A 12,430-nucleotide genomic window follows, 5' to 3' on the forward strand; every position below is an offset into this window, starting at 1 on the left:
GTTCGCGCGCCACCTCCGCCCCGCCGGACAGGGCACGCAGTTCGGGGGAGTCGCGGGGGGGGGGGGGGCGGCCGGGGCCGGCCCCCCCCCCCGGGCGCGCCCCCCCCCACCGCCCCCCACCCCGCCCCCCGGCGCCCCCCCGCCCCCCCCCTCGTGTGCCGGACGCGTCCTACTTCCGCTTCGTGCCGCGCTTCTCACGCACCCGTACAGAGATGTGGATCGGGGTGCCCTCGAACCCGAACTCCTCGCGCAGCCGGCGCTCGATGAAGCGGCGGTAACCCGCCTCGATGAAGCCGGAGGCGAAGAGCACGAACCGCGGCGGCTTGGTGCCCGCCTGGGTGCCGAAGAGGATGCGGGGCTGCTTGCCGCCCCGGATCGGGTGCGGGTGAGCGGCGACCAGTTCGCCGAGGAAGGCGTTCAGCCGGCCGGTGGGGACCCGGGTCTCCCAGCCCGCCAGCGCCGTCTCGATGCCCGGGACCAGCTTCTCCATGTGGCGTCCGGTGCGCGCGGAGACATTGACCCGCGGCGCCCAGGCGACCTGGCCGAGCTCGGTCTCGATCTCCCGCTCCAGGTAGTAGCGGCGCTCCTCGTCGAGCGTGTCCCACTTGTTGAAGGCGAGGACGATCGCCCGGCCGGCTTCGACGGCCATGGTGACGATGCGCTGGTCCTGGACGGAGATGTTCTCGGACGCGTCGATCAGGATGACGGCGACCTCGGCCTTCTCGACGGCCGCGGCCGTACGCAGCGAGGCGTAGTAGTCGGCGCCCTGCTGGAGGTGGACGCGCTTGCGGATGCCCGCCGTGTCGACGAACTTCCAGGTGACCCCGCCGAGTTCGATCAGCTCGTCGACCGGGTCGCGGGTGGTGCCCGCGAGTTCGTTGACGACGACGCGCTCCTCGCCCGCCACCTTGTTCAGCAGCGAGGACTTGCCGACGTTCGGGCGGCCGATGAGGGCGATCCGGCGGGGGCCGCCGACAGCGGACCCGAAGGTCTGCGCGGGCGCCTCGGGCAGCGCCTCCAGCACGGCGTCCAGCATGTCGCCGGTGCCGCGGCCGTGCAGGGCCGAGACCGGGTGCGGCTCACCGAGACCCAGCGACCACAGGTACGAGGCGTCGGCCTCGCCGCTCGGGCCGTCGACCTTGTTGGCGCACAGCACGACCGGCTTGCCGGCCTTGCGCAGCAGCCGTACGACCGCCTCGTCGGTGTCGGTCGCGCCGACCTTGGCGTCGACGACGAAGACGACGGCGTCGGCCGCCTCGATCGCGTACTCGGCCTGGGCGGCCACGGAGGCGTCGATCCCGAGGACGTCCTGCTCCCAGCCGCCGGTGTCGACGACCTTGAAGCGGCGGCCCGCCCACTCGGCCTCGTAGGTGACCCGGTCGCGGGTGACGCCGGGCTTGTCCTCGACCACGGCCTCGCGACGGCCGATGATGCGGTTCACCAGTGTCGACTTGCCGACATTGGGGCGGCCGACGACGGCGAGCACGGGCAGCGGGCCGTGGCCCGCCTCCTCGATGGCTCCCTCGACCTCTTCCAGGTCGAAGCCCTCCACCGCGGCGAGCTCCATGAACTCCGCGTACTCGGCGTCGCCAAGTGCTCCGTGGTCGTGCTCCTCGCCCGAGCCCTCGGAGTGGATCTGGTCGTTCATGAAGTCCGTACCTCGTTCATCGTGGTGATCGGTGGACCGCCCGTATCGGGTGATCCACTACTCAAGTGTCTCTTAGCGCCCGGTCAGGCGCCTGGCGTGGTCCAGGTGCGCCGCCAGCTGCTTCTGGATGCGTTCGGTCGCCTCGTCCAGCGCCTTGCGCGTGCGCCGCCCGCTTCCGTCGCCCGCCTCGAACGGGTCGCCGAAGACGACGTCGACCCGGGAGCGCAACGGAGGCAGCGCCTTCGTCAGCCGGCTGCTGCGCCCGGAGCTTCCCAGGACCGCGACGGGGACGATCGGCGCCCCGCTGCGGACCGCGAAGTAGGCGAGCCCGGCGCGCAGCGACGCGAAGTCGCCCTCGCCCCGCGTGCCCTCCGGGAAGATCCCGAGCACCCCGCCGGCCGCGAGGATGTCGAGGGCCTGGGTGATCGCGGTGCGGTCGGCGCTCTGCCGGTCGACCTTCACCTGCCCGATGCCGAGCAGGAACGGGTCGAGCGGGCCGACGAACGCCTCCTTCTTGATCAGGAAGTGCGTCGGCCGGGGTGCCACGCCCATGACCATCGGGCCGTCGATGTTGTGGGAGTGGTTGACCGCGAGGATCACCGGGCCGGCCGCGGGGACCTTCCAGGAGCCCAGGACACGCGGCTTCCACAGCCCGTACATCAGGCCGACGCCGATGCGTCTGCCGACCTCGGCGCCCTTGACGGAGGGGACGGAGCGGGTGTTCACCGCGCGGCCCGCTTCTCCTCGACGAGACCGACGACACACGCGATGACCTGCGGGAGCGTGAGGTCGGAGGTGTCCACCTCGACCGCGTCGTCCGCCTTGGCGAGCGGAGAGGTCTTACGGCTGGAGTCGGCCGCGTCCCGCTTCAGCAGGGCCTCACGGGTCGCCTGCACGTCGGCGCCCTTGAGCTCGCCGCTGCGGCGGGCGGCGCGCGCCTCCGCGGAGGCGGTGAGGAAGACCTTCAGGTCGGCGTCGGGCAGCACGGTGGTGCCGATGTCACGGCCCTCGACGACGATCCCGCCGGCCGCCGAGGCGGCCAGGGAGCGCTGGAGCTCGGTGATCCGGGCCCGCACCTCGGGCACCGCGCTGACCGCGCTGACCTTGGAGGTGACCTCCTGGGTGCGGATCGGTCCGGACACGTCGGTGCCGTCGACCGTGATCGTCGGGGCGGCCGGGTCGGTGCCGGAGACGATGTCGGGCTTGCCGGCCGCGTCGGCGATCGCGGCCGGGTCGGCGATGTCGATCCCGTTGTTCACCATCCACCAGGTGATCGCCCGGTACTGGGCGCCGGTGTCCAGGTAGCTCAGCCCGAGCTGCGCGGCCACGGCCTTGGACGTGCTCGACTTGCCCGTGCCGGAGGGGCCGTCGATGGCGACAATCACTGCCGGGACGCTTTCCACAGTGGGGACCTTCCTGGAACCGGGGTGGTGGACGGGCGCGAGGGCGCCCCGCACAAGGTTACTGGCTCCCCGGCGGCCGTTTCACTGCCGGATGGCCCAGCCCCGCTCGCGCAGCGCCGCCGTCAGGACGGGCGCCGACTTCGGCTCCACCATCAGCTGCACCAGACCGGCCTGCTGACCGGTCGCGTGCTCGATGCGCACGTCCTCGACGTTGATGCCGACCCTGCCCGCGTCGGCGAAGATACGGGCCAGCTGACCGGGCTGGTCGTCGATGAGGACCGCCACCGTCTCGTACACCCGCGGCGCGGACCCGTGCTTGCCGGGCACGCGGACCTGGCCCGCGTTGCCGCGGCGCAGCACGTCCTCGATGCCGGTGGCGCCCGCACGGCGCTTGTCCTCGTCGGAGGACTGCAGGGCGCGCAGCGCCCGGACCGTCTCGTCCAGGTCGGCGGAGACGTCCGCGAGGAGGTCGGCGACCGGCCCCGGGTTCGCGGAGAGGATGTCGATCCACATCCGCGGGTCGGACGCGGCGATCCTGGTCACATCGCGGATGCCGCCGCCGCACAGCCGTACGGCCGCCTCCTCGGCGTTCTCCAGGCGCGCGGCGACCATGCTGGACACCAGGTGCGGCATGTGGGAGACGAGGGCCACCGCGCGGTCGTGCGCGTCCGCGTCCATCACCACCGGCACCGCGCGGCAGTGCGAGACCAGCTCCAGGGCGAGGTTGAGCACCTCGGTGTCGGTGTCCCGGGTCGGGGTGAGCACCCAGGGGCGGCCCTCGAAGAGATCGCCCGTCGCGGCCAGCGGTCCGGACTTCTCCCGGCCGGACATGGGGTGGGTGCCGATGTACGAGGTCAGGTCGAGGCCGAGCGCCTCCAGCTCGCGGCGCGGGCCGCCCTTGACGCTGGCGACGTCCAGGTAGCCGCGGGCCACGCCCCGACGCATGGCGTCGGCGAGCACCGCGGCCACGTGGGCCGGCGGGGCGGCGACGATCGCGAGGTCGACGGGGCCCGCGGGCGCCTCGTCCGTGCCGGCCCCGAGCGCGGCCGCCGTACGGGCCTGCTCCGGGTCGTGGTCGGCGAGGTGGACGACGACGCCCCGCTGGACGAGGGCGAGGGCGGCGGAGGTGCCGATGAGCCCGGTGCCGATGACGAGTGCGGTCCTCACTGGGCGATGTCCTTGCGCAGGGCGGCCGCGGCGCCGAGGTAGACATGCGCGATGTCGGCCCGGGTCCGGTCGGACTCGACGTGGGCGAGCAGGCGGACCACCCGGGGCATGGCGCCCGCGATGTCCAGTTCCTGGGCGCAGATCAGCGGCACGTCCACGATGCCCAGCTTGCGGGCGGCGGCCGCCGGGAAGTCGCTGTGCAGGTCGGGCGTGGCCGTGAACCAGATGCTGATCAGGTCGTCCGTGCCCAGGCCGTTCCGTTCCAGGACCGCGCCGAGCAGGGCACCGACCTGCTCGCTCATGTGGTCGGCTTCGTCCCGCTCCAGCTGGACGGCCCCCCGGACCGCTCGTACCGCCACGGCGCTGCTCCTCGCTGATGTACTGATGTGCCGATGTCGTGATGTACGTGATCTACGTGACGTACGTGACGTACGGATCACTGTCCCGTCCGTCCAGCCTAGTCAGACCGCGCGCGACGGGTGCGCGGCGCCCGTCCGCTGAGACGGCGGACGCGCTGGGCTGTCGGGCGTATGCGCCGTACGTTTTATTGCGTTCCACCCCTGAATGCTTAGTTCTGGGTGTTTTCGGTGCCAAGATGCTGCTGCTCCGTTCGGAGCGGCCGACCGGCCCCGCCTTCCGGTTTCTCCCCCACCTTCGGAGTGACGACATGACCCACGGCCCGACGCGGCGCACGGTACTCGCGACGGGCGCGGCCGCCTGTGTCGCGGGGTGCAGCAAGTCCGGCGGGAACGGCAGTTCCGGCTCCGCCTCCGCCACCTCGCCCACGGCCTCGTCCACCGCTTCGGCCGCCAGTCCCGCCGCCACCTCCACCGCCATGTCGGCCACCGGGTCGGCCGCCGGGTCGGCCGCCGCCGGCAAGGAGCTGGCGAAGACCGCGGACATCCCGGTCGGCGGCGGCACGATCTTCGCGGCCGAGATGGTCGTCGTCACCCAGCCGGAGAAGGGCGAGTTCAAGGCCTTCTCCAACATCTGCACCCACCGGCAGTGCCCGGTCGCCAACGTCTCCGACGGCACGATCAACTGCACCTGCCACGGCAGCAGGTTCAGCATCACGGACGGCTCGGTCGCGCACCCTCCGGCTACCCAGCCGCTGCCCGAGAAGAAGATCACGGTCGAGGGCGACGCCATCCGTCTGGTCTGACCCGGTCAGGCGTCCCAGAGCGCCCCGAGCTCCAGCAGCTCGTCCCGGTACTCGATCCGGTCCGCCCAGGCGGCGGGCCAGGCGTCGGCGCCCAGGTGGGCGCCCGCGAACGCGCCGGTCAGACAGGCGATCGAGTCGGAGTCGCCGGAGCTGCACGCGGCCCGGCGCAGCGCGGTCACCGGTTCGTCGACGAAGAGCAGGAAGCACAGCAGTCCGGTCGCCAGCGCCTCCTCGGCGATCCAGCCCTCCCCGGTGGCCAGGCACGGGTCGGTCTCGCGGGAACCGGCCCGCACCGCGGCCTGGAGCCGGTCCAGGACACCCAGGCACTCGTCCCAGCCGCGCGCGATGAAGTGCAGCGCGCTGGGGTCCTGGCCCCGGGTCCACAGGTCACCGAGCCAGCGCTCGTGGTAGCGGGTGCGGTTGTCGAGGGCGTACGAGCGCAGCAGCCCCACGAGTCCGGTCGGCTCGGCCCCCCGGGCGAGCAGGTGCACGGCGTGCGCGGTGAGGTCGGAGGCGGCCAGTGCCGTCGGATGTCCGTGGGTGAGGGCGGACTGCAACTGGGCCGCGCCGGCGCGCTGTTCGTCGTCGAGTCCGGGGGCCAGGCCGATCGGCGCGACGCGCATGTTGGCGCCGCAGCCCTTGGAGCCGATCTGGCTGGCGCCCTGCCAGGGCCGGTCGTCCTGGAGCAGGGCACACGCCGTCAGACACGTACGTCCCGGCGCCCGGTTGTTCTCCGGCGAGCGGTACCACTCCACGAACTCCTCGCGCAGCGGCCGCGCCAGCCGCTTCGGCCCGAGCAGGCCCCGGTCCAGCGCGGTGCGCAGCCCCCGGCCGAGGGCGAGGGTCATCTGGGTGTCGTCGCTGACGATCGCGGGCCTGATCAGTTCCATCTCCCGCCAGGGTCCGCACTTGGCGAGGATCGACGGCACGTCGTTGAACTCGGTCGGGAAGCCCAGCGCGTCGCCGAGGGCGAGGCCCAGCAGCGCTCCGGTGGCGGCGCGTTTGCGGACAGCGGTCGTGGTGGTCATGCGGGGCGTCCTTCCCGTGCGGTGCGCAGCAGCGGCGGATGGAGGGTGGTGGCGGTGCCGGGCCGGTAGAGCGCGGCGGGCTTGCCGCGGCCGCCGGTCAGCCGGGCGCCGCCGGGGACGGGTTCGACGAAGCCGGGGGTGGCGAGCACCTTGCGCCGGAAGTTGGGCCGGTCCAGGACCGCGCCCCAGACGGCCTCGTAGACCTGCTGCAACTCGCCGAGGGTGAACTCCGGCGGGCAGAAGGCGGTGGCGAGGCTCGTGGACTCCAGCAGGGTGCCGACGCGGTCGTGGGCGTCTGCGAGGATCCGGTCGTGGTCGAAGGCGAGCGGCTCGGCACGGCCGTAGGGCAGCCAGCGGGCCTGAGCGGCGTCGCCGCCGCCGCGTGGTTCGGGCGCGTCGGGCAGCAGGGCGGCGAAGGCGACCGACACGACCCGCATCCGGGGGTCGCGGTCGGGTTCGCTGTAGGTGCGCAACTGCTCCAGGTGCAGCCCGGAGACGTCCGACAGGCCGGTCTCCTCGGCGAGCTCCCGCCGGGCCGCCGTCTCCGCGGACTCCTCGGGCAGTACGAAGCCGCCGGGCAGTGCCCAGCGTCCGGCGTACGGCTCCTGCCCGCGTTCGACGAGCAGGACGTGCAGAACGCCGGAGCGCAGGGTGAGGACGGCGAGGTCGACGGTGACGGCGAAGGGTTCGAAGGCGTACTTGTCGTAGCCCTGCATCCATCCACCTCCTTAATAGTCATCACGACTATAAATAGTCCGGGCGCCCGGACACAAGAAGCCGGGCACAAGAACCCGGCCCCAAGACGGCGGGCACGAGGAGGCGGACACACGAAAGCGGCCGGTCCGGAGATCCGGAACCGGCCGCCTCGGTGATCAGGAGATCAGGAGTTCGGACGGACGACCTACAGGTCGACTTCCTTCATCAGCATGCCGACCTCGGTGTTGGACAGCCGCCGCAGCCAGCCGGACTTCTGGTCGCCCAGGGTGATCGGGCCGAAGGCGACGCGCACCAGCTTGTCGACCGGGAAGCCGGCCTCGGCGAGCATGCGGCGCACGATGTGCTTGCGGCCCTCGTGCAGGGTGACCTCGACGAGGTAGTTCTTGCCGGTCTGCTCGACCACCCGGAAGTGGTCCGCGCGCGCGTACCCGTCCTCCAGCTGGATGCCGTCCTTGAGCTGCTTGCCCAGGTCGCGCGGGATCGGGCCCACGATGTGCGCGAGGTAGACCTTCTTCACGCCGTACTTGGGGTGGGTCAGCCGGTGGGCCAGTTCACCGTGGTTGGTGAGCAGGATGACGCCCTCGGTCTCGGTGTCCAGCCGGCCGACGTGGAAGAGCCGCGTCTCGCGGTTGGTCACGTAGTCGCCGAGGCACTGGCGGCCCTCGTTGTCCTCCATCGTCGAGACGACGCCGGCGGGCTTGTTCAGCGAGAAGAACTGGTACGACTGCGTCGCCACCGTCAGGCCGTCGACCCTGACCTCGTCCTTCTCCGGGTCGACCCGCTTGCCCTGCTCCAGCACGATCTCGCCGTTGACCTCGACGCGCGCCTGCTCGATCAGCTCCTCGCAGGCCCGCCGGGAGCCGTAACCGGCGCGCGCGAGCACCTTCTGGAGGCGCTCGCCCTCCTGCTCGGCGCCCGGGAAGGTCTTGGGCAGCTTGACGTCCTTCTTGCCCGCGTACCGCTCCCGGTTGCGCTCCTCCGCGCGGGCGTCGTACTCCCGGGAAGTGGCGGGTGCCCAACGCCCCCGTCCGGTGCCCGAAGACTGCTTCGGTCCGCCCTTGGCTCCGCCGCGCGCCGAAGCGCCGCGTCCGGCCTTGGGGCCGTCCTTCGTCGCGCCGGGGCCCACGTCGTAGCGGCGCTCCTCGGGGCGGGGCTTGCTCGGCCGGCCGCCCTGCTTGTCGTCGCGGTTGCTCCCGGCGCCACGGCTACCGCCGCGGCCACCGCCGCTCCCGCCGCGGCCGCCGCTGTTGCCACCACGGCTCCCGCCGTTGTTTCCGCTGCTGTTCCTGCCGCTGCTGCTTCGCATCAAAGTTCCGTCTTGTCGTCTGCGTCCTCGGAATCCGGAGCGTCCGGATCGAACGACGGGACCCCTTCCAGCGTCTCGGCCTCGATCGCCGCCGCCTCCGGGAGGAAGGGCGCGAGCTCCGGGAGCTCGTCCAGGCCACGCAGGCCCATCCGCTCCAGGAAGTAGTTCGTCGTCACGTACAGGATCGCACCTGTTTCGGGTTCCGCGCCCGCCTCCTCGACGAGACCGCGCTGCAGCAGGGTCCGCATGACCCCGTCACAGTTGACTCCGCGGACCGCGGAGACCCTGCTGCGGCTGACCGGCTGGCGGTAGGCGACCACGGCGAGGGTCTCGAGCGCCGCCTGGGTGAGCCGGGCCTGCTGGCCGTCCAGGACGAAGCCCTCCACGGCCGCCGCGTACTCGGGCCGGGTGTAGAAACGCCAGCCGCCCGCGATCAGCCGCAGCTCGAAGCCGCGCCCCTGCACGGTGTACTCGTCGGCCAGCTCCCGCAGCGCGTCCCCGATCCGCCGCTTGGGCCGCTGGAGGATCTTCGCGAGGTGTTCCTCGGTCGCGGGCTCGTCCACGACCATCAGCACGGCCTCCAGGGCCGGCTTGAGATCGAGGTCGGCCACGGTGCCGGAACCGGCCGGGATGTCGGTGCTCTCCTCGCTCACGCCTTCTTCTCCTCGCTCTTCTCCTCGTTCGGCGCCTCGGGCGGCCGGTCGAACTCGTCGGTGACCTGTGGGGCCTCTCCCCCGTCCCCGCCGGTCCAGCGCACCAGCAGATCGCCGAGGGCGTCCTCCTGCTCCAGGGCGACCGCCTTCTCCCGGTACAGCTCCAGCAGCGCCAGGAATCTCGCCACCACGGTGAGGGTGTCGTCCGTGTCCTCGACGAGGGTGCGGAAGCTGGCCTCGCCGAACTCCCGCAGCCGCGCGATCACGATCCCCGCCTGCTCCTGCACGCTGACCAGCGGCGCGTGGATGTGGTCGACGTAGACCTGCGGTTTGGGTCTGGGCTGCATCGCCTTGACGGCGAGCCGGGCGAACCCCTCCGGGCCGATGCTGATCACGACCTCGGGCAGCAGCTCGGCGTGGTGGGGTTCGAGGCCGACGGTACGGGGCAGTCGGCGGGACTCCTGCGCCAGCCGGTGCTGGAAGATGTCGGCGATCTGCTTGTACGCCCGGTACTGGAGCAGCCGGGCGAACAGCAGGTCGCGGGCCTCCAGCAGGGCCAGGTCGGCCTCGTCCTCGACCTCGGCGGCGGGCAGCAGCCGGGCCGCCTTCAGGTCGAGCAGGGTGGCGGCCACGACCAGGAACTCGGTCGTCTGGTCCAGGTCCCAGTCCGGCCCCATCGCGCGGATGTGGGCCATGAACTCGTCGGTCACCTTCGACAGGGCCACTTCGGTGACGTCGAGCTTGTGCTTGGAGATCAGCTGGAGGAGCAGGTCGAACGGGCCCTCGAAGTTCGCCAGCCGGACCTTGAAGACCCCGTCCGGGGAGTCCTGGGCCTCGCCGGACCGCGCCCGGACCGCCGACCCGGCCGCGGTCCCCGCCCCGGCCGCCGCGACGGCCTCGGGTGCCGCGACCGCATTGGGTTCGGGTTCGGGCTCGGGCTCGGTTTCAGACGCCGGTCCGGACTCGGGTTCAGGCGCCGGCTGCGGAGCCGAGACCTCGGGCGCCGGTCTCGACCCGGGCTCGGGCGCGGGCTCACGCTCCGGCTCGGTTCGTGTCTCGGGCTCGGTCCGTGTCTCGGCGGGTACGTTCTCGGGCCCCGGCTCGGGTTCAGGCTCCGGTTCGCGTCCCGGAGCCGAGACCTCGGGTCCCGGCTCGGAGTCGAAGTCGGAGTCGGGTGGTCCTGTCCGGGGGGCCGGCGCCGGTTCGGGCTCGCGCTCGACCGGGTGCGCACGCTCGGGTGCGACTGCCTCGGTCTCCGGCGGCACGGCGGCCGGGCTCGTCGCCGCGGCCGTGCCCGGCCCACGCCCCAGCGCTCGCCGACGGCGAGCGGAGGCGCCGGGGCCGGAAGCGTCGTTCGAGGACTTCGAGGACATAGCCCCCGCAGGCTACCCCTACCGTCCGCGCAGGCGTCGAACGAGAATGCTCGCGTCCCCCCGGGACTCCAGGTCGGCCAGGACCACGGCGACCGCCTCGCGGACGATCCGCCCGCGGTCGACGGCCAGTCCGTGCTCACCGCGGAGCACGAGACGCGCGTGCTCCAGGTCCATGAGCTCCTCGGCGGACACGTACACCGTGATCTTCTCGTCGTGCCGCTCGCGCCCGCTGGGGCGCCGTGCGGGCGAGCGCCCGCGCTTGCGCGGCTGCCCCTGCGGGTCGGCAGAACCTTCCTGCGCGGCCCCGCGCCGGGCGGTGCGCTCCGCGGCGGCGGCCCGGATCCGGGACTCCCCCGCGTCGGCCGCCTCCGGGTCGGCGGCCACGTGCTCGGCGCCCTCGCCGTCGCCGCCCTGCACGGGCACCGACTGCGGCGCGTCCTCCGCGGGGGCGGCGGCCGTCTGGTCGCTCTCCCCCGCCGGGGCCGGCACCCGGACCTCGCCGTTGGCCGGGCGCCGTGGAGTGGACGGCTGGAGTGCCATTCCCCCTGTCGTACGGAACAGTTCGTCGGCCCCCGGCAGACTCACTCGGCGTGACACCGGGCGAGCACCTCCCTGGCGAGCTGACGGTAGGCGGCTGCACCGACGGAGTTGGACGCGTACGTGGTGATCGGCTCACCGGCGACCGTGGTCTCCGGGAAGCGGACCGTGCGCCCGATGACCGTGTGGTAGACGTGGTCGTCGAAGGCCTCGACCACCCGCGCGAGCACCTCACGGCTGTGCACGGTGCGCGAGTCGTACATCGTGGCGAGGATCCCGTCGAGCTCCAGCTCCGGGTTCAGCCGCTCCTGGACCTTCTCGATGGTCTCCGTCAGCAGGGCCACACCGCGCAGGGCGAAGAACTCGCACTCGAGCGGCACGATCACCTTGTGCGCGGCCGTCAGGGCGTTCACCGTGAGCAGGCCGAGCGAGGGCTGACAGTCGATCACGATGTAGTCGTAGTCGGGCAGCAGCGGCTTCAGCGCCCGCTGGAGCGTCGACTCGCGCGCGACCTCGCTCACGAGCTGGACCTCGGCGGCCGACAGGTCGATGTTGCTGGGCAGCAGGTCCATGTTCGGGACCGCCGTCTTCAGGAGCACCTCGTCCGCCGACATGCCCCGCTCCATGAGCAGGTTGTAGACGGTGAGGTCCAGCTCCATCGGGTTGACACCGAGACCCACCGACAGCGCGCCCTGCGGGTCGAAGTCGACGAGCAGCACCCGGCGGCCGTACTCCGCGAGGGCGGCACCCAGATTGATGGTCGACGTCGTCTTGCCGACGCCGCCCTTCTGGTTGCACATCGCGATGATCTTCGCGGGTCCGTGGTCGGTCAACGGGCCCGGGATCGGGAAGTACGGCAGCGGACGTCCGGTCGGGCCGATGCGCTCGCGACGCTGGCGTGCGGCGTCGGGCGCGAGCGTGGCCGCGTACTCGGGGTCGGGCTCGTACTCGGCGTCGGGGTCGTAGAAGTGCCCTTCGGGCAGTTCGTCGTAGTCGGCGAAGTGGTTGCGGGGCGCGCCACTTCCGTCGCCGGCCATGGCGTTCACGTGATGGCCATCCATGCTCTGGGGTGCTGTCCGAGTCGCCTGCGGACTCTGGTGGGCTGCGAAGGTGCGCACAGCGACGGAGCCGACAGCCTCGAACCCCTCGGGGTCCTGGCCTCGGACCGGCGTTCCTGGTTGACCACCCCCGGGAGAAAATGTCGACTCATTCACAAGTCGTCTTACCTCCTTGGTGACCAGGAAACTTCTAGACAGGTCAGCGTGACACCATGCCGACGGTTGGCGACTCTATGGCGTGTCGGGCGTCCGCAGCAACACAATCCGCCGGACCCGGCAGGATGTGTCGGCAATGAAACATCCCGCTGTCAAGGGCGTACGGCCGTCGCACAGCAGGTTTCACCGGTGTACGAATCGGTTCAAGGGTTACGTTCGAGG

At 72.1% G+C, this 12,430-nt stretch carries 13 protein-coding genes; 1 reads left to right on the forward strand and 12 read right to left on the reverse strand.

Annotated features, from left to right (window positions below):
* Nucleotides 1-169: 169 nt before the first annotated feature.
* The 5 genes from der to aroH all read right to left on the reverse strand — a co-directional run bounded on the left by der (nucleotide 170) and on the right by aroH (nucleotide 4,577).
* Complete coding sequence (der, locus tag ABT085_RS18160; RefSeq protein ID WP_351608308.1) at nucleotides 170-1,648, reverse strand: ribosome biogenesis GTPase Der; 1,479 nt, start codon at nucleotides 1,646-1,648, stop codon at nucleotides 170-172.
* Nucleotides 1,649-1,720: 72 nt separating this feature from the next.
* Nucleotides 1,721-2,308, reverse strand: a complete 588-nt coding sequence (locus ABT085_RS18165; protein WP_351608371.1) for a lysophospholipid acyltransferase family protein — start codon at nucleotides 2,306-2,308, stop codon at nucleotides 1,721-1,723.
* Between the two features lie 62 nt (nucleotides 2,309-2,370).
* Nucleotides 2,371-3,033, reverse strand: coding sequence for a (d)CMP kinase (gene cmk / locus ABT085_RS18170; RefSeq protein WP_351608311.1), 663 nt, complete (start codon nucleotides 3,031-3,033; stop codon nucleotides 2,371-2,373).
* A 99-nt stretch (nucleotides 3,034-3,132) separates the two neighbouring features.
* Entirely contained in the window at nucleotides 3,133-4,218 is a 1,086-nt protein-coding gene (locus ABT085_RS18175) for a prephenate dehydrogenase (protein ID WP_351608313.1), read from the reverse strand.
* On the reverse strand, nucleotides 4,215-4,577 hold the full coding sequence (aroH, locus tag ABT085_RS18180; protein WP_351608316.1) for a chorismate mutase: 363 nt from the start codon (nucleotides 4,575-4,577) through the stop codon (nucleotides 4,215-4,217). The genes ABT085_RS18175 and aroH overlap by 4 nt, the downstream gene beginning before the upstream one ends.
* 308 nt (nucleotides 4,578-4,885) lie before the next feature.
* Between aroH and ABT085_RS18185 the strand changes: the two genes are divergently transcribed.
* Nucleotides 4,886-5,380: a Rieske (2Fe-2S) protein gene (locus tag ABT085_RS18185; RefSeq protein ID WP_351608318.1), complete on the forward strand. Its 495-nt coding sequence runs from the start codon at nucleotides 4,886-4,888 to the stop codon at nucleotides 5,378-5,380.
* 5 nt (nucleotides 5,381-5,385) lie between these two features.
* On the opposite strand, the gene ABT085_RS18190 is transcribed toward ABT085_RS18185, so the two are convergent.
* The 7 genes from ABT085_RS18190 to ABT085_RS18220 form a co-directional block, all read right to left on the reverse strand.
* The gene (locus ABT085_RS18190) at nucleotides 5,386-6,408 is read right to left on the reverse strand and encodes an ADP-ribosylglycohydrolase family protein (protein ID WP_351608321.1); all 1,023 of its coding nucleotides are present in this window, start codon (nucleotides 6,406-6,408) and stop codon (nucleotides 5,386-5,388) included.
* The gene (locus tag ABT085_RS18195) at nucleotides 6,405-7,124 is read right to left on the reverse strand and encodes an NUDIX hydrolase (protein WP_351608324.1); all 720 of its coding nucleotides are present in this window, start codon (nucleotides 7,122-7,124) and stop codon (nucleotides 6,405-6,407) included. Before ABT085_RS18195 ends, ABT085_RS18190 begins: the two co-directional genes overlap by 4 nt.
* Nucleotides 7,125-7,309: 185 nt before the next feature.
* Entirely contained in the window at nucleotides 7,310-8,431 is a 1,122-nt protein-coding gene (locus ABT085_RS18200) for a pseudouridine synthase (protein ID WP_351608330.1), read from the reverse strand.
* The gene (scpB, locus tag ABT085_RS18205; protein WP_351608334.1) at nucleotides 8,431-9,084 is read right to left on the reverse strand and encodes an SMC-Scp complex subunit ScpB; all 654 of its coding nucleotides are present in this window, start codon (nucleotides 9,082-9,084) and stop codon (nucleotides 8,431-8,433) included. The genes ABT085_RS18200 and scpB overlap by 1 nt, the downstream gene beginning before the upstream one ends.
* Nucleotides 9,081-10,457: a segregation and condensation protein A gene (locus ABT085_RS18210; RefSeq protein ID WP_351608337.1), complete on the reverse strand. Its 1,377-nt coding sequence runs from the start codon at nucleotides 10,455-10,457 to the stop codon at nucleotides 9,081-9,083. Before ABT085_RS18210 ends, scpB begins: the two co-directional genes overlap by 4 nt.
* A gap of 18 nt (nucleotides 10,458-10,475) precedes the next feature.
* Nucleotides 10,476-11,054, reverse strand: a complete 579-nt coding sequence (locus ABT085_RS18215) for a hypothetical protein (protein WP_351608340.1) — start codon at nucleotides 11,052-11,054, stop codon at nucleotides 10,476-10,478.
* The gene (locus ABT085_RS18220; RefSeq protein ID WP_351608343.1) at nucleotides 11,039-12,208 is read right to left on the reverse strand and encodes a ParA family protein; all 1,170 of its coding nucleotides are present in this window, start codon (nucleotides 12,206-12,208) and stop codon (nucleotides 11,039-11,041) included. Before ABT085_RS18220 ends, ABT085_RS18215 begins: the two co-directional genes overlap by 16 nt.
* Nucleotides 12,209-12,430: the final 222 nt, after the last annotated feature.

The sequence above is a fragment of the Streptomyces sp. NPDC002265 genome (assembly GCF_040296125.1).
Lineage (GTDB): Bacteria > Actinomycetota > Actinomycetes > Streptomycetales > Streptomycetaceae > Streptomyces.